Source organism: Propioniciclava sp. LT432, assembly GCF_059515965.1.
Map to the genome: position 1 here is coordinate 1 of NZ_JCAKNE010000027.1, position 17,482 is coordinate 17,482.

Annotated in this window: 13 protein-coding genes; 6 read left to right on the plus strand and 7 right to left on the minus strand. The window is 71.3% G+C overall.

Translation table 11 applies throughout. The features are described 5' to 3' along the window. The first annotated feature begins 174 nt into the window (after positions 1-174). The 3 genes from istA to AC5YDV_RS15055 all read left to right on the plus strand — a co-directional run bounded on the left by istA (position 175) and on the right by AC5YDV_RS15055 (position 3,509). Positions 175-1,713 (plus strand): IS21 family transposase, encoded by a 1,539-nt coding sequence (gene istA, locus AC5YDV_RS15045; RefSeq protein WP_496181550.1) that lies wholly within the window; start codon positions 175-177, stop codon positions 1,711-1,713. Then, on the plus strand, positions 1,710-2,453 hold the full coding sequence (locus AC5YDV_RS15050) for an ATP-binding protein (RefSeq protein WP_496181551.1): 744 nt from the start codon (positions 1,710-1,712) through the stop codon (positions 2,451-2,453). Before istA ends, AC5YDV_RS15050 begins: the two co-directional genes overlap by 4 nt. A 309-nt stretch (positions 2,454-2,762) precedes the next feature. After that, on the plus strand, positions 2,763-3,509 hold the full coding sequence (locus tag AC5YDV_RS15055; RefSeq protein ID WP_496184293.1) for an aspartate/glutamate racemase family protein: 747 nt from the start codon (positions 2,763-2,765) through the stop codon (positions 3,507-3,509). A gap of 147 nt (positions 3,510-3,656) precedes the next feature. Here the strand turns inward: AC5YDV_RS15055 and nudC are convergent, their stop codons facing one another. The 3 genes from nudC to AC5YDV_RS15070 are packed head-to-tail and all read right to left on the minus strand — an operon-like array spanning position 3,657 to position 10,745. Then, positions 3,657-4,523: an NAD(+) diphosphatase gene (gene nudC / locus AC5YDV_RS15060; RefSeq protein WP_496192516.1), complete on the minus strand. Its 867-nt coding sequence runs from the start codon at positions 4,521-4,523 to the stop codon at positions 3,657-3,659. A gap of 5 nt (positions 4,524-4,528) precedes the next feature. Continuing rightward, complete coding sequence (locus AC5YDV_RS15065; RefSeq protein WP_496184295.1) at positions 4,529-7,675, minus strand: ATP-dependent helicase; 3,147 nt, start codon at positions 7,673-7,675, stop codon at positions 4,529-4,531. A gap of 1 nt (position 7,676) precedes the next feature. After that, positions 7,677-10,745, minus strand: a complete 3,069-nt coding sequence (locus AC5YDV_RS15070; RefSeq protein WP_496184296.1) for an ATP-dependent helicase — start codon at positions 10,743-10,745, stop codon at positions 7,677-7,679. 60 nt (positions 10,746-10,805) lie between these two features. On the opposite strand from AC5YDV_RS15070, the gene ligD reads away from it, so the two are divergent. From ligD to AC5YDV_RS15085, 3 genes are all read left to right on the plus strand, one after another. Continuing rightward, positions 10,806-11,717: a non-homologous end-joining DNA ligase gene (gene ligD / locus AC5YDV_RS15075; RefSeq protein WP_496184297.1), complete on the plus strand. Its 912-nt coding sequence runs from the start codon at positions 10,806-10,808 to the stop codon at positions 11,715-11,717. Positions 11,718-11,820: 103 nt separating this feature from the next. Next, positions 11,821-12,051: a DUF3107 domain-containing protein gene (locus AC5YDV_RS15080; protein ID WP_496184298.1), complete on the plus strand. Its 231-nt coding sequence runs from the start codon at positions 11,821-11,823 to the stop codon at positions 12,049-12,051. Positions 12,052-12,178: 127 nt separating this feature from the next. Continuing rightward, positions 12,179-13,801 carry a DEAD/DEAH box helicase gene (locus tag AC5YDV_RS15085; protein ID WP_496184343.1) on the plus strand — a complete coding sequence of 541 codons (1,623 nt, stop codon included), beginning with the start codon at positions 12,179-12,181 and terminating at the stop codon, positions 13,799-13,801. Positions 13,802-13,859: 58 nt separating this feature from the next. Here AC5YDV_RS15085 and AC5YDV_RS15090 read toward each other — a convergent pair whose 3' ends face one another. From AC5YDV_RS15090 to AC5YDV_RS15105, 4 genes are all read right to left on the minus strand, one after another. Beyond that, positions 13,860-14,405, minus strand: a complete 546-nt coding sequence (locus tag AC5YDV_RS15090) for a DinB family protein (RefSeq protein WP_496184299.1) — start codon at positions 14,403-14,405, stop codon at positions 13,860-13,862. Positions 14,406-14,469: 64 nt separating this feature from the next. Then, a complete protein-coding gene (locus AC5YDV_RS15095; protein WP_496184300.1) occupies positions 14,470-15,339 on the minus strand; it encodes a hypothetical protein in 870 nt (289 codons plus the stop codon). Beyond that, positions 15,339-16,481 (minus strand): tryptophan--tRNA ligase, encoded by a 1,143-nt coding sequence (gene trpS, locus AC5YDV_RS15100; RefSeq protein ID WP_496184301.1) that lies wholly within the window; start codon positions 16,479-16,481, stop codon positions 15,339-15,341. Before trpS ends, AC5YDV_RS15095 begins: the two co-directional genes overlap by 1 nt. A 150-nt stretch (positions 16,482-16,631) precedes the next feature. Then, positions 16,632-17,480 (minus strand): PHP domain-containing protein, encoded by an 849-nt coding sequence (locus AC5YDV_RS15105; RefSeq protein ID WP_496184302.1) that lies wholly within the window; start codon positions 17,478-17,480, stop codon positions 16,632-16,634. Between the last annotated feature and the right edge of the window lie 2 nt (positions 17,481-17,482).

Here is a 17,482-nt window from a genome sequence, read left to right on the forward strand (position 1 = left end):
TGCATATTGCGCTCGGTGAGGGCCGGTGTTCCGTTGTGGGGTGAGCCAGTGGTCCGGTGGGCGGTGAGCCACGGCGACGGGGCGCGGTGGACCGTGGCGGCGCTCGGGTTTTCGTGTGGGACGTTCGTCGCGCCGTGCCGTTGGGGTACGGCGTGACGAGAGGAAGTCGCCTTCATGGTCGACTACAAACAGATCCTTCGGCTGCGAGCTGAGGGGGTCAGTCAGCGTGGGATCGCGGACGTGTTGGGGTGTTCCCGTAACACGGTGGCGGCGGTGTTCACTGCGGCGGACTCGGCGGGGGTCGGGTTCGAGCAGGTGACGGACCTCGGGGCTGACGAGGTCCGCCGGCTGTTGCTGCCCGAACCGGCCAAGCCGGACTCGGACCGGGCCACACCAGACTTCGAGCACGTGCACCGGGAGCTGGGACGGCCGTCGGTGACGCTGCTGGTGTTGTGGAACGAGTACGTGGCCAACTGCCGCGCCACCGGCGAGGTGCCCTACCAGTACTCGTTCTTCAACGAACAGTACCGGCGGTGGGCGAAGGCCACCGGCGCGTCGATGCGGATCCAGCGCAACCCGGGCGAGTCGATCGAGGTCGACTGGGCCGGGGACCCGATGGCCTACGCCGACCCGCTGACCGGCGAACCACGACAGGGGTGGGTGTTCGTGGCCGCACTGTCGTATTCGGCCTACACGTATGTGGAGGCGTTCCCGGACATGACGCTCGGGTCGTGGATCGACGCGCACGTGCACGCCCTGGAGGATTTCGGGGGTGCTGCCCGGCTCCTGGTGCCGGACAACCTGCGGACCGGGGTGTCCCGGTCGGACCGCTACGAGCCGGCGTTGAACCCCGCCTATGCCCGGTTGGCCGAGCATTACGGCACCGCGGTCATCCCGGCCAGGGTGAAACGTCCCCGCGACAAGGCAGTGGTCGAAGGGAGCGTCCGGTTCGTCGCGGGGCAGGTCGCGGCGGTGCTCCGCAATCGGCAGTTCGTCGGGTTGGCCGAGTTGAACGAGGCCATCTTCGCCGAAGTCGCTGCCATCAACGCGCGTCCGTTCCAGAAGCGGGAGGACTCCCGGCAGATCGTGTTCGAACGCGACGAGAAGCCACTGTTGCAACCGCTGCCGCCGGTCCGGTTCGAGTTGGCCGAGCTCCGCAAGGCCAAGGTCGGCCCGAACTACCACGTCCAGGTCGACAAGAACTTCTACTCCGTCCCTTCCCGGTTGATCGGCCAATCCCTGGATGTGCGCCTCACCACGAGCATCGTGGAGGTCTTCGACGGGATCGAGCGGGTCGCGTCCCACCCCCGCTTCCAAGGGGTGTCGGGCCGGTATGCGACCCTGCCGGCCCACATGCCCGCCACCCACCGCAGCCGACTGGTCGACTGGACGCCGGAACGATTCGAGCAGTGGGCCGCCACGGTGGGCCCGAACACCCAAGCGGCGATCGGGGCGATCCTGGCGTCCCGCCAGATCGTCGAGCAGTCCTACCGGTCCTGTCTGGGGGTGATGTCGCTGGCCACCAAGCCCGGCGGCATGGCCCGCCTGGAGGACACCTGCACGCGGGCGTTGGCGGCCACCCCCGCCCCCTCCTACACGCTCATCAAGAAGCTGTGGACCGGCTGGACCCCACCCACCCAAGCCCCGCCGGCCCCCTCCCTGGGCGACGCCGGCTATGTCCGCGGCAGCGACTACTACGGGAGCCGAGCATGATCGATGTGGAAACCCTCACCCGCTTGAAGACGATGCGATTGTCCGGGATGGCCGAGTACTTCGAGAACCTCGCCGACACCACGACCGCCGCCACCCTGACCGGTCCAGAGTTGGTCAAACAGGCCGTCGACTGGGAATACGAGAGACGCCGCGACAGCAAGCTGCACCGGCTCCGCCGCCAAGCCTGCCTCGCCCAACCCGCCGCCGACCTGACCGACCTGAAAGCCATGCCCGGCCGCAGCATGGACCTCGAGCTGATCCACCGGCTCGCGGTCGGCGCCTACCTGGTCAAGCACCAAGACGTCATCCTGCAAGGACCCACCGGCGCGGGGAAGACCTACGTCGCCTGCGCGCTGGGGAACAAGGCCTGCCAGCAGTACCGCAAGGTGCTCTACCTGCCCGCCGGGGAACTGTTCGACCGGATCACCATCGCCGAACGGACCGGGGACAAGAAGCGCTGCCTCGACACCCTGGTCAACGTCGAGTTGTTGATCATCGATGACTGGTTCCTCACCCCGCCCACCCGGGTCCAGGTCCAGCAGTTGCACACCCTGATCGACCGACGACACAAGACCGCCTCCACGATCTACTGCTCCCAGCTACCACCGGGCCAGTGGCACGACCGGATGGAAGAGAAGATCCTCGCCGACGCCATCGTCGACCGGATCACCACCAACGCGCACGCCACCGTCCTGGACTGTGACGACTCCCTGCGCAAACACTTCACTCACCTGCAGTAACCACAGCGCTGGGGCGGCCCAAGCGGCCGCCCCAGCACCATGGCAACCCATCCCGTCGACGTGGCCCACCGATCCCCGGAACACTGGCTCACCCCCCAGCGGAACACCGGCCCTCAGCAAGCGCAATATCCAGCAGGGCTCGATCGATGTCCGCCCTGGGGTCGTTCCAAGGTCGCGTGAGTCCGCAAGTGGCCCACAAAGACACGACCTCGGCGTGGAGGTTCTCAGGCAGTGCAGTGACAAGCATGCAGCCATCCTGCCGTGAAGCCTTCGGGAGCTCTCGAGCCGGGGACCCCTACTGTGGTCATCGTGAGGAGACTGGGCCTGCTGGGCGGGATGTCGTGGGAGTCGTCGATCGAGTACGAGCGCGTCATCAACGAACTCGTGCGTGATCGCCTCGGAGGGGTCGCCTCAGCGGACCTGCTCATCCGCTCATTCAACTTCGCCGACATCGAGGCACTGCAGCAGGCCGGTCGCTGGGATGACGCGGCTCGCCTGCTCGCGGACGCCGCGGTGAACCTCGTCGCGGGTGGCGCAGAGGCCATTGTCCTGTGCACCAACACGATGCACCGTCTGGCTGACCAGGTGCAGGCGGCGGCAGGAGTGCCACTCATCCACATCGCGGATGCGACCGCCACGGCCGTCACGTCAGCTGGCGTCCAGGTGGTCGCGCTGTTGGGCACCCGCTACACGATGGAGCAGGAGTTCTACGTCGGCCGTCTCCGCGAGCGATTCGGACTGACGGTCCTGGTGCCCGACGAGCCGGGTCGGACGCTGGTCCACGATGTGATCTACGACGAACTGGTGCGCGGCCTCATCAACCCGGCGTCGAAGAAGGCCTACCTCGACGTCATCGACGACCTCACCCAGAGGGGCGCGCAGGGCGTCATCGCGGGGTGCACCGAGATCGAGTTGCTCATCCACCAGTCCGACCTCACGGTTCCCCTCTTCCCGACCGCCCGGCTCCATGCCGAGGCCGCCGTCCGATTCGCGCTCACCGGCTCCGCTGACGCGGTGACCCACCCGCGGACTGGGTCTGGGCCATCCACCACGTGACCCGCTGATGGGTCCAGCCCCTCTCCTTCGCGCAGCGCCAAGTTTCTCAAACGGCGGGTCGACCGAGGCCCGGCATGCCACGCGCTGGCGACGTGGCGACCTCGTCACCCTGGCCGGTGGCGTTGGTCAACCGCCGAGCCCGTCGACTCAGACGTCGAGGGTCCCCGCCCGCCACGAGCTGATCATGCGGGAAGCGATCGATGACTTCATCGGCAGGGTCAGTTCGCCGGCATCCACGAGGCTCTCGACCTCGCTCGGCGTGTAGAAGTTCGCCCACTCGATCTCGGTGGCGTCCACCCGCAACTCGGAGCCGACGGCCCGGGCGACGAACCCGAGCATCAGCGAGCGCGGGAACGGCCACGGTTGGCTCCCGACATAGCGCAGGGTCGAGAGTTCGAGGCCCGATTCCTCGCGCATCTCCCGGTGGACGGCCATCTCCAGGGACTCCCCCGCCTCGACGAAGCCGGCCAGGATCGACACCCGGGTGCGGTCCCATCCCGCGTGGTGGCCGAGCAGCAGGCGATTCCGGTCGTCCAGGATGGCCACGATGACAGCCGGGTCGGTGCGCGGGAATCGCTGGCGATCGCAGCCCGGGCACCAGCGCATGTGGCCACCCTCGCGCACCTGCGTCCGCGTGCCGCACTGCCCGCAGTAGGGCGCCACCCGATGCCAGTTGACCAGGGCCACGGCGGTGGTGGCGATGTCGGCCTCCGTCTCTGCCAGGACTCCGCCCAACTGGCGCAGGGACGCCGACGGCCCCCCAGGCGTCGACTCCACGGCGAACCACGGTTCACCGTCGACCGCGCCGATCAGGTAGTGGTGCTCGGGGTCGTGGGGGCCGCCCGGCGTGATCCAGCGCAACGCCTCCCCCGTGTCGTCGGAGGAGACGTTCGAGCGATCGTCGACGCCGATCACGCGCGCCGACGGGTGGTTCCACAACGCGGCGATCGACGCCTCGTCGACGCGCCCGTCGAGAAACCGATCCAGCCGACTGTGCGACACCCAAGGCTCCATGGGGCTCAACCTAGCGACCCGGCCGCCAACCTGCCCACCAAAGACTCCAGTCCTTCGCGGTCGGGCAGCCCGACCGGACGGATCACCCTCCCCGTCGCGACGTCGTGGAACGCGGCGTCCACCTCGTCGACCGCCACCCCGGTCAGTTCGGCCCACGCCAGCCGATAGACGGCCAACTGCAGCGGATGGGGCCGGCCGCGTCCGGTCTTCCAGTCGACCACCTCGGGGCGTCCGCGATCGGTGAACACCGCATCGATGCGTCCCCGCACCACCTGTCCGGCGAGGAACAACGAGAAGGGCACCTCGGTGGCGTGGGGCGTCCGGTCGGCGAAGGGGCCCGATTCGAACGCCGACACCAGCCGCTGCAACTCTGAGTCGGATTCCACCTCGTCGTCCGGCTCGACCAGCAGCGTGGGCGCGGCGGTGAACCGACGCTCCAGCCACGCGTGGAACAGCTCACCAACCCGGGCGGCTCGTCGGGGCGGGGTGGGCATCGGACGGGCCAGCCCGGCGAGGTAGTTCTCGGCATCGTCCTCCAAGGCGATGAGGGCGGTCGCCGAGAGGTACGGAGGCAGCGCCAGCCCCGCGTGCACGCGCCGGAGGGACGCCTCGGCCAGCAGTTGGTCCGCCGCCGCGTCCCACGTCGCGACCGTGGCCACCTCGTCGAGGAGCAGGGGCGCGTCCTGGGCCGCATCTCCTCGAGCACGCGTCACGGCCTCGGCCGCCTCCAGTCGTCGGGCGCGAGCCGCCGCGTCCACGGGCGCCGGCCACGGGAAGCCCTGGTCCTGCCGCAGCAGCGGGTTCTCGGCGGACACCTCCTCGTGCGTCACCCCCGCGGCGAAGCGCTCCAGCGTGCGCAGGTACGGAGAGGCCGCACGGGGCTTCTTGAGGTCGCTCCAGGCGTGCGTCGTCGCGACGAGGTGCTGGCGCGCGCGCGTGACGGCGACGTAGGCGAGCCGGTCGTCGCCGCGGCGCGCCTCGGTCTTGAGTGCCTCCGCGTACTGCTTCGTGGCAGCGTCGGTCACGTCGGCCAACTGCGGCACGTTGGCCGCGTCCCCCCGCAGGTCCGCGGGCAGGACGGCCGACGCGCTCAGCCAGTTGCCCTGGATCCGGTCCGACGGGAACACCTTGTCGGCCAGGGCCGGGAGGTAGACGTGCTCCCACTCGAGCCCCTTGGACTTGTGGATCGTCAACAGCTTCACCGAGTCGGACGCCGTGGGCACGGCCTGCTCCAGGCCCACGCCGCGATCCTCCTCGGCGGCCAGCCACGCCAGCAATCCGGTCAGGGACCCATCGCCGTCGACGTCGGAGTAGCCGGCGACCTGCGCGACGAACGCGTCCAGTTGGCGCGTTCCGCCGGGGCCGCGCAGGGCGAGCTCGACCTCGAGGCCGAGCATGGTGATCACGCGGCGGACGAGGTCGTTGACCGGCCCGCCGGCGTGCGGGCGCAGGGCCGCGAACTCGGCGGCGCAGGCGGCCATCCGACGCCGGCCCTCGGCGGTGTACGGCCCCTCCCCCGGGTCGGCCAGGGCCTCGGCGAGGCTGGGAGCGTGCGCGGCCTCGGTGGTGTCGATGATGCGGGCGATCTCCTCGGCCGCGGGCACCTCGTCCCAGCTCGGCACACCGGCCAACTCGCGCGCACGGCGTCCGAGCGCGGCCAGGTCGGACGGGCCGATGGCCCACCGGGGGCCCGTGAGCACGCGCACCAGGTCGGGATTGGCGGTCGCGTCCCCCAGCACACGCAGGACGGCGACCACATCGGCCACCTCGGGAACGGCCAGCAGACCGTCCAGTCCCACGATCTCGACGGGAATGCCCCGGGCCGACAATTCGGCGTACAGCGGTCGGATGTGGGCGTTGCGCCGCGCCAGCACGGCGATGTCCGACCAGCGCGGCGCCCGTCCGGAGTCGTGCGTGGCCGCGATGTCGTCGGCGACCCAGGTGACCTCTTTCGGCCAGGTGTCGAACGTGGTCACGCGGATGTCCCCCGGCGGGGTTCCGGGGGGTGCGACGAGGTCGGTGTCGATGCCGTCCCACTGCAGTTCCTCGTCGGCGCGCAGCGGCGCCGACAGGGCGTTGGCAGCGTCGAGGATCTGCTGCCCCGAGCGCCGGTTCACGGTGAGCGCGAACGCCTTCGCCGGGCTGCCGTCGGCCCGGGGGAACTGGTCGGCGAAGGTGATGATGTTCGCCGCTGCGGCACCGCGCCACCCGTAGATGGCCTGGCACGGGTCGCCCACCGCGGTGACGGGGTGCCCCCGGCCCGAGGCGGCGTCCGGCCCGGAGAACAACGCGCGCAGGAGCTCGGCCTGGGCGCTCGAGGTGTCCTGGTACTCGTCCAGCAGGACAACGGCGAACTGCTCGCGCAACAGCTTCGGCACCGCGGGCACGCGGCGCGCGAGTTCGGCCGCCACGCCCATCTGGTCGGCGAACTCCACGGCCCCCAGTTCGCGCTTGAGCCGCTGGTAGCCGTCGACGAGCCCGGCGACCTCGACCCGCTCGGCGGCAGCGGCGGCTGCCCGCTTGAGCGAGGCGTAGAGCTCCTTGGTGCGAGACCGGGGCGACTGCTCCACCTCGGAGAGGAACTCGTGGGTGTGCTCGAGGATCGCGCCGGCGGGAACCAGGTGCGAGGACAAGTCCCCGTCGAGGGCCAGCACCTTGTCCGTCACCGATTCGGGCCGCAGGCGGGCGAGTTGCTCGAAGGGCCCGGGGGCAGCGGCCACCACGCGCGAGGCGATGCGGAACCGCGCCGCGCCCGTGAGCATGCGAGCGTCGCCCTCCACGCCGATCCGTAGGCCATGGTCGGCGACGAGCCGGGCCGCGAAGGCGTCGTAGGTCATGATCAGCTGCTCGCCGGCGTCGTCGAAACCGTCGGTGTCGACTACCCCCGCCCTGGCCAGCGCCTCACGGACACGCGAACTGAGCTCGGCGGCCGCCTTGCGGGTGAAGGTCAGGCCCAGCACCTGTTCGGGACGCACCTGACCCGTGCCCACCAGCCACACCACCCGCGCCGCCATGACGGTCGTCTTGCCGGAGCCGGCACCGGCGATGATGACACCCGGCGCCAGGGGTGCCGTGATGGCCGTGAGCTGCTGCTGCGAGAACGGGATGCCGAGCGCCTCGGAGACCTGCCGCGGATCAGTGAACAGCGTCACGTCAGACCACCTGTCCGCTGCGGGCCGGGCAGCTCGACCGGACGGCGCACCACTGGCAGTGGCTGCCGGGGCGGGCGACGAAGGCTCCGCTCGCGAGGACCCGGCGGGCCTGGGCGACCCGGTGGTGCACCCAGGTGGGGTGCTCCAGCTCCGCCGGGTCGTCGCCGAGGTGCGGCTTCTCGGTCAGCGACGGCTGCCGGAAGTCCTTGGGCCAGCCCGGGGTGGAGTCATGGCGGAGGTACACGAGGCTGGCGCCGGCCGAGTGGGCGCTCGGGGCGTGCTCGTCGAACCCGCCCGACTCGATCGCGAGTTGGTACACACCCAACTGCGGCGAGGCCGCCGCCTCGGCCTGCGTCGGGAGTGACCGTCCGGTCTTGAAGTCGACCACCCGGAGGTCGCCCGTGGGCGTCCGCTCCAATCGGTCGACCTTGCCGGCCAGGACGACCGTCTCGCCGTCTACCTCCACGCTGGCCCGGAACGGAACCTCGACGCCCACCACGTCCGCATGCTCATGCCCGGCCTGCCAGGCGACGAAGCGCTCCACCGCGGCGTCCGCCTCGGCCCGCTCGGAGGCGGACAGCCAGGCCGCGGGGAACGGGATGCCCGCCCACACCTCGTCCAGCAGTTCGGACGCCCCGGCCTGCGTCAGCTCGCCGGTCGCGGCCCGCTCGGCGACGGCGTGGATGACCGACCCGAGGATCGTCGTGCTGCTGCGCGGCGGCTCGGCCTTCACGTCGCGGTTGAGGAAGTACTGCCGGGGGCACGTCAGGACGGACTCCAGTTGGCTGGGACTGAGCCGAATGACGTCACCGGCGGGGGCCACGCGGCTCGTCGGCTCGAGCAGCCCCCACCACCGGGCTGGATGGGCATCCGGCACGAGGGGACGCCCCTCACCGTCCGTCGCGTCGGCCAGCCGGGCCAGCCGTGCCGCGGCGGCCTCGCGCAGGCCGGGCGAGGCCTCGGCGTCCTGCGCGGTGCGGCGGAGTTCCGCCACCAGGGCCCGCAGCGTGTGCAGCCGGACGGGTGACTCCATGACGTGACGGACCGGCAGGCCGAGCTCGGCCAGGAACCGCGAGGGACGATCCTCCTCACCCTCGGTGCCCTCCACGGCGGTGACCAGGAGCCGCCCCTGGCCCCGCGAGCACGCGAGGAGGAACAGCCGGCGCTCGTTGGCGACCAACTCGCGCGTGACCACGCCCTCGCCCAGACCGGCCGAGGTCAGCCGCTGGGCGTCGAACACCGACCCGCGACGCCGTACGTCAGGCCACACGCCTTCCTGGACGCCGGCCACGACGGTGAAGGCCCAGTGCCGTCCCTTAGCCCGATGCGCCGTCAGCACCCGGACGCCGCGCCCCGCCACAGCCGATTCGCGCTGGCTGTCGGCCGGGATCTGTTGCTGGGCGACCTCGGCGAGGAACCACCGGACGCCCTCGGCCCCAGGGGGAGCAGCTGACTCGTGTGCCAGCTGGAACAGCGCCACGATGGCGTCCAGGTCTCGGTTCGCCCGCGCGGCGCCGTCACCCGGCCGCAGTGCCTCGGCCCGCAGGCGGGCCGGCCAGTCGGTGCCCGACCACAGCTCCCACAACACCTCGTCGGGCCGCGCCCCGCCGGCCACCTTGGCCGTGGTCGCTGCGAGCAGGTCGCGGCGTCGCGCCAGCTCGTCCATGCCCTCGGGGACCTGCCGCAGGCCGGCCAGCGCCTCCGCGACCAGGGTCGGGGCGGGGGTGCCGCCCGTGGTGTCGTCGGCACCGCGCAGCAGCCGCCCGAGCGTGCGGATCGATACGGCGTCGAACCCACCCCACCCCGACAGCAACAGGCGGTGGGCCTCGTCGGCATCCGGCACCCCACCGCGCCCGGCGACGTCCAGCGCCAACAGCAGGGGCCGGACCGCCAGCTCCGAGGCCAGGCCGATCTCGTCGCCGGCCACCTCCACCGGGATGCCCGCGTCGGCCAGGGCCCGGGCCAACGGAGGGATCTGCCGGCGCCCGGAACGCACGAGCACCGCCATCTCACCCCACGGCAACCCGTCGTCGAGGTGGGCGGCCCGGAGCTCGCCGGCGATGTGCCGTGCCTGGGTCGCCTCGTCGGGGAACGTGCACACCTGCACCCGGCCCTGACTGCCCGGCCGGGGCGCGCGATACGCCTGCGCGTCCGTCACCTCAACGGCCGGAGCGCCGAGCCGCCTCGCCACGGACGCCAGCGCCGCGGTTTGGGCCTCGCCCTGGCCCCACGCGTCCGCGAGGACCGAGACGGCCGGCGTCACGGCCGGGCCGGCGAACAGGCGGAGGAACTCGTTGGCCGCGCGCGGGTGCGCGCCGCGGAACCGGTAGATCGACGTGTCGGGATCGGCCAGCGCCACGACGGGCATGCCGTCGGGGACCAAGCCGCGGACGAGCGCGATCTGGGCCGGGTCGAGCTCGCACCAGTCGTCGACGTAGACGGCCCCGAACTGCCGCCGCACGGAGGTCACCACCTCGTCACGCGCCAGCAGGATGCGCGTCCGGTGGACGAGTTCGGCGTAGTCGAGGGCCCCCTCGGCGTCCAACACGTCCAGGTATTCCGCCAAGTACTCCCCGAGCGCCACCCAGCCGGGTTCACCAGCGGCGGCGCCGGCGTCCGCCACCTGGTCGGGATCGAGGCCCAACTGACGCGCACGGGCGAGCACCGCCCGCACCTGCTGGGCGAAGGCACGGGTGCCCACGGCGGCCTCGAGCTCGTCGGGCCACAGCCCGTGCCAGCCGCGGAGCAGTTCGCGGATGCGGAACTCCTGCGCCGGTGCCGTGAGGAGCGTCGGTAGGGCGTCGTCCTCATCGGCCCAGCGGCGCAGCAGGGCGAGGCAGAACGCGTGGATGGTCATCACCTGCGGCGCGAGGGTGGTGCGCCCACCCAGCCGCACGATGTGGTCACGCAGCTCGGACGCAGACTGCCGACTCGCCGCGAACACCAACGCGGGCGCGGCACCGGACGCGATGCGCGCGGCCACCGCCTCGGCCACCAACGTCGTCTTGCCGGTGCCCGCCGCCCCCAGGACGAGCACCGGACCGGCCGCGTCGGCCACCACGTTTCCCATGCGCCCCATCCCAGCACACGCCCCCGACACTTTCGCCACGGTCCCCGCTACCGTGGTCGCATGGCCGACGTGTTGACCGAGGTGGAGGGCCGCTCGCTCAAGCTGTCCAACCTCGACAAGGTGCTCTACCCGAGCGGCTTCACCAAGGGCGAGGTGATCGCGTACTACCACGCGATCTCCCCCGTCATGCTGCCCCACCTGGCCGGACGCCCCGTCACCCGCATCCGCTTCCCCAACGGGACGGACCAGCCGAGCTTCTTCGAGAAGAACATCCCCAACGGGACGCCCGAGTGGGTCCGCACGCACCACGTCGTCGGCTCCAGCGAGGACATCCTCTTCCCCATCGTCGATGGGCTGCCGACCCTCATCTGGCTGGCCAACCTCGCCGCCCTCGAACTGCACACCCACCAATGGCGGGTCGCGGACGACAGCGACCGCACGACCATCGACGAGGACCTGTCGGTCGACCAACTCGTCATCGACCTCGACCCCGGCCCCGGCGTCGACATGCCCCTCATCGCCACCGCCGCCCTGCTCATCGCGGGCGAACTCGGGGACTCGGGCCTGGTGACGTACCCCAAGACGTCCGGCAGCAAGGGGCTGCAGGTCTACGCCCCCCTCGAACCGACCGCGGTCGGCCCCGTGCTGGCCTGGGTGCGTGCCTTCGGCGAGCGCCTCGTCGAGCTGCACCCGCAGCTGTTCGTCACCGAGGTCGCCAAGGCTGCACGCCCCGGGAAGATCCTCGTGGACGTGAACCAGAACCTGCCCGGCCGCACCACGGTGACCCCGTACTCGTTGCGCGCGAAGGAGGCCCCGACCGTGTCCACGCCCCTGCGTTGGGACGAGGTCGAGGCAGCGGTCGGTGGCGCGCCGCTGCGCTTCACCTCCGCTGACGTGCTGGCCCGCGTCGAGCAGCACGGCGACCTGTTCGAGCCAGTGCTCACCGGACGCCGCGGGCGGCTGCCCGCCTGACCCCGCGAGCAGTCGGGACCCCGTTCGCCCCGCGCGAAGAGCCCCGGGTTCTGTCCGATGCCCGGGTAGGGTGACGGACGCACCAACAGACAAGGGGAGCCAGATGGAAGTCAAGGTCGGCATCAACCACGTCGCGCGCGAGGTCAGCGTCGAGACGAACACCCCCGCCGCTGAGGTCGAGGCCGCCCTCACGGCGGCTCTCACCGCCAACGGCGTCTTCACGCTCACCGACGAGAAGGGCCGCAAGGTCCTCATCCCGGCGGCCCAGGTCGCCTACGTCGACCTGGGGACGGAGAGCCCCCGAACCGTTGGGTTCGGCGCTCTCATCGACTGAGCGCTACGATGGGCGGGTACGCACGGCACCTGTGCGTCCCCGCCGCCTGAGCGCACCCATGTGCGTCGCGCCTTCGCAGCGGGTGATGATGCCCGGCCTCGCGGCCGGAAAGTAGTGAGGCACGACGCTGACCGAGACGACTGACCTGCCCGTGCAGGCTGATGACACCGCCGACGAGACCACCCAAGAGACGACCGCCAAGCCCACCTTCGCCGACCTCGGCGTCCGTGCGGAGATCGTGGAGTCCCTGGCCCGCAAGGGCATCGTCCACCCGTTCCCGATCCAGGCGATGAGCCTCCCGATCGCGATGAGCGGCACCGACATGATCGGCCAGGCCCGAACGGGCACCGGCAAGACGCTCGCCTTCGGCATCAGCCTGCTGGAGCGCATCGTGGTCCCGACCGATGAGGGTTACGCCGACCTCGCGCACCCCGGCAAGCCCCAGGCCCTGGTCATGACCCCGACCCGCGAGCTCGCGCTGCAGATCACGGGCGACCTCGAGGACGCGTCGCAGGTCCGCAGGGCCCGTATCCTCACCGTCTACGGCGGCGTCGGCTACGAGTCCCAACTGGAGACGCTCGAGACGGGCGTCGACGTGGTGGTCGGCACGCCCGGCCGCCTGCTCGACCTGGCCAACCGCCGCAACCTCGACCTCGCCCACGTGAAGATCCTGGTCCTGGACGAGGCCGACGAGATGCTCGACCTGGGCTTCCTGCCGGACGTGGAGCGCCTCGTCTCCCGCACGCCGGCCTCGCGACAGACGCTGCTGTTCTCGGCCACGATGCCGTCCGCCATCATGAGCCTGTCGCGCAGCCACCTGACCCAGCCGGTCAACATCCGTGCCGAGGCGCACGACGCCGAGATGACCGTGCCGAGCACCACGCAGTTCGTCTACCAGGCGCACGACCTCGACAAGCCCGAGATCGTCGCGCGGATCATCCAGGCCGACCACGGCGGCAAGGTCATGATCTTCACCCGCACCAAGCGCGCGGCCCAGCGCCTCGCCGACGACCTGGAGGAGCGCGGCTTCTCGGCCACGAGCATCCACGGCGACCTGTCGCAGGTGCTGCGCGAGAAGGCGCTCACCAAGTTCCGTGAGGACCGGGTGAAGGTGCTCGTGGCCACGGACGTCGCGGCCCGCGGCATCGACGTCACCGACATCACCCACGTCATCAACTACGAGTGCCCCGACGATGACAAGACCTACGTGCACCGCATCGGCCGGACGGGTCGCGCCGGCGCCAAGGGCGTCGCGGTCACCTTGGTCGACTGGCAGGACATCACCCGCTGGAAGGTCATCAACAAGACCCTCGACCTGAACCATCCGGAGCCGCCGGAGACCTACTCGACGAGCCCGCACCTGTTCGCCGACCTGAACATCCCCGAGGGCACCAAGAGCCGCCTCCGCGACCCGAAGCCCCGCGAGGAGGAGCCGCGGGAGCGTGCCCCGCGTCGTCCCCGCGAGGAGCGTCCGCGCCGCGAGCGTACCCGCCGCCGCCTCCGCAACGGCGAGCCCCTCGAGGGCGATGTCACCGAGTCCGCCGCGACCGGCCAGGCAGCGACCGAGGCGCCGGTCGCTAGCGCGGAGGTCCCCCCGGCGGGCAAGGGCGCCGACTCAGGTGCCCCCGACGACCCCGGCTCCCACGCGCCCCGCCGCCGTCGGCGCCGTGGCGGTCGTGGACGTGGCCGTGGTGAGGGAGCAGCCGTCGAGGCGGGAGTGCCCGAGGCGTCCGCCGCCAGCGAGGACTGACCCTTTCCGCCCCCCGGCGGGCCCATGACCGCGCGCGGTCGGGCCCGTCAGGAACGCCCTACTCCCCCACCACTCCGTCGATGGCCTGCCGCATCAGGTCCGCGTGCCCGTTGTGGCGCGCGTACTCCTCGATCATGTGCACCAGCACCCAGCGCAGGCTCACCCGCTCGTTCCCGCGCACGTACACCTGGTCGAGGACGGTGTCCCCGTGGTCGGCGACCTCCTCGGAGATGATGGCTCGGGAGCGGTGGGCCGCCTCCTCCCAGAGGCGGCGCAGCCCGTCCCCGGCGTCCGCCCCGGCGCTGCTCCAGTCCCAATCGGGGTCGGCGCTCCAGTCGGCGGTGTCGAACGGTGGGTTCGGCGCCGTCCCGCCCACGACCACACCGAACCAGTGGTCCTCCACGAAGGCGAGGTGCTTGAGCAGCCCGCCGAGCGTCATCGTCGTGGGTGGCACCGCGCGGGACAACGCCGCGTCGTCGAGACCCCGGGTCTTCCACGCCAGCGTCGCGCGATGGAACTCCAAGAAGCCCACGAGCGTGTCCCGCTCCCCGGCCACGCAGGGTGGCTCGGGCCGTCCGTGCTCGTCGATGATCGGGTCGGTCACCCCAGCATGCTAGGGCAGCCACCAGGCCGGGGACGCTCCCGGCCCCGGCGACACCCGGGTCGGATCAGAACCGGTCCGGCTCCTCGGCGTTGAACAGGATCGGGCGCTGGCCGTCGACCCCGACGACGAGGCGATCGAAACCGGCCCCCGTCGACGTCTTCACGGTCGTGGTGTGCGGCCCGAACAACGACGCCACCTGGGTGGCCGGGTCGGCCGAGCGCTTGCGGTCCTGACGCAGCCAACGGCGTCCGGACGCCGTCAGGGCCAACGTGGTGGACTCCCGCACCACCAACTGCACGCCCTCGCCGGCGGCGTTGGTGCCGTAGTCCAGCAGGATGGCGCTGACGAGGCCCGGGTAACCGAACTCCACGCGCTCCCGGGTGACCGGCTGTCGACCCGACGTCTCAACCACGACGGACGCCGCACGCGCGGCCTCGGCCTCGACGGAGGCCCAGTGCTCCTCGCTGAGCGTGACGCCCGCGAAGCCGGCTGGTTCGACGCGCTCGCGCAGCTCCGTCACCAAGCGATCGGCGTCGGCCTCGGCGAACCCGCTGAAGGCGTCCTGTTCGGGGAGGCCCCCGGCGCCCCGCACGGCCACCACCGGGACGCGCTGGCCGCCGACCTGCCCGATCCCCACGTCCAGGACGTCCGACCACGCCCGGCGCAGCCCCATGATCGTCCCGTAGCCGTGGCCGTCCACGCGCAGGAGGCCCTGACCGAGTCCCTCCACCGCGAGCACGACCGCCATGACGAGGAACGGCAGGGCGATGAACACCAACACGCCCGAATCCACCTGCGGCGCGCGGACGAAGCCGACGATGGCCGCGACCGTGAGTGCACCGAACACCAGGACGCCGACGAGTGCCCAGAAGCCACGGCGTCCGGTGCTGCGGGAGACGATCCACGTCGGCTCGTGCGTGGTGGTGGCGGCCATCAGTAGATCATCCCCATGGCCTCGCGCACCTCGGCCAGGGTCACGTCCGCCACGGCGTTGGCGCGCTCGTTGCCCTCGCGCAGCACCGACTCGATGTGGCCGGGATCGGCCTCCAACTCCTTGCGCCGCGCCCGCACCGGTGCCAGCTTCTCGTTCAGCACCTCGGTCAGATACTTCTTCAGGCCGCCGCCACCGCCGTCGCCGATCTCCTCGGCGATCGCCACCGGGTCCCGGTCCGCGCACAACCCCGCCAGCGTGAGCAGGTTGGAGACCTCGGGCCGGTTGGCCGGGTCGAAGGTGATGTGCCGGTCGGAGTCCGTGACCGCGCGCTTGATGACCTTCGCGGTTTCATCCGCCGTCATGCGCAACTCGATCGTGTTGCCCTTGGACTTCGACATCTTCGTGCCATCCATGCCGAGGATCAGCGACCCGGAGCTGAGGAGCGCCTCGGCCTGCGGGAAGATCGGACGCGCCGGGTCCACACGGCCGTAGCGCTCGTCGAAGCGGCGGGCGATGACGCGGGTCTGCTCCAGGTGCGGGAGCTGGTCCTTGCCGACGGGCACGAGGTTGGCCCTGCAGAACAGGATGTCCGCGGCCTGGTGCACCGGGTAGGTCAGCAGGAGTCCGGACATGGGGCGTCCGGCGGTGGCCTCGTGCTCGGCCTTCACGGTCGGGTTGCGGTACAGCTCGGAGTCGGTGACCACCGAGAGGAACGGCAGCATCAACTGGTTCAACGCCGGGATCGACGAGTGCGTGAAGATCGTCGTCCGCGTCGGGTCGATTCCGACCGACAGGTAGTCGGTGACCAGCGAGAGGACCCGCTCCCGGATGGGACCCGTCGCGTCGCGGTCGGTGATGACCTGGTAGTCCGCGACGAGGACGAACGTCTCGACGCCGGCGTCCTGCAGGCGGACGCGGTTGAGGATCGAGCCGAAGTAGTGGCCGATGTGGAGGTGACCGGTGGGCCGGTCGCCGGTGAGCATGCGGAACTGCGACGGGTCCTTCGCGATCTGGGCCTCGATGGCCCGGCTGCGCTCCTCCGATCGGCGCAGGGACGCCTCCGACGTGGACGCCGCGAGGGCGTCCGCAGCGTCGGCGTCGACCTCGGCGATCTCGGACTCCCGGGTGGCCGGCTCAGTCATGGGTTCTCCTTCGTGTGTTCGGTCCCACGAGCGCGCAAAACGGCCGTCCGCAGGACGGCCGTGATGGTGGGCAGGGATCGGGGCCGTCGTTACGGCCGCCACCAACTCCCGTGCTCCATGGCAGGCAGTCTATCGCGCGCAGCAGGGGCCTCAGGCACGCCCACCTCGGGCGCGGATGCGGTCCAGGATCTCCTGGTGGACCTCCGGGTCGGTCAGGCCGGCCCCCAGGGGGTTGCGGGTCTTGCCGAGCCCGTGGTGGTCGGACGAGCCCGTGGTGAGCAGGCCCAGCCGGCCGGCCACCTTCCGCAGGTCGGCGCGGGTCTCGTCGTCGTGGTCCGGGTGGTCGACCTCGACACCGTCGAGGTGGTACTCGTGGACGAGTTCGGCGAGGTAGGACTCCGGGAGGTCGTGGCGGCGCCCCCGGCCCCACGGATGCGCCAGCACCGCGACCCCCCGGGCGCGCTGCACGAGCTCGATCGCGCGGGTGAGCTCGGTGCTGTAGCGGTCCACGTACGCCGGGCCACCGTCGTACAGCCAGTGTCGGAATGCCTCGTCCCGCGTCGCGACGTAGCCCTTGGCCACCAGGGCGTCGGCGATGTGTGGACGGCCGAGGGAGGTGCCGGAGGCGTGCTCGAGGACGTCGGCCACCGTCAGCGGCATGCCGAGTTCGGTCAGCTTGGCGACCATGCCCGGCACGCGGTCCGAGCGGCCGACGCGGACGCGGGCCAGTTCGTCCAGGAGTTCCTCGTCCTGCGGGTCGCACCCGTAGGCGACCAGGTGCACGGACTTCCCGTCCTTCTGCGTGGAGAACTCCATGCCGGCGAGCACGCCGATGCCCGCGGCGTCCGCCGCCAGCTTGGCCTCCCGCAGACCGTCGAAGGTGTCGTGGTCGGTCAGGCCGACGACGTCCAGACCGGCCTCCGCGGCCTTGCGGACGAGTTGCGTGGGCGTGTCGGTGCCATCGGAGACGAGGGTGTGGGTGTGCAGGTCGATCCGCATCG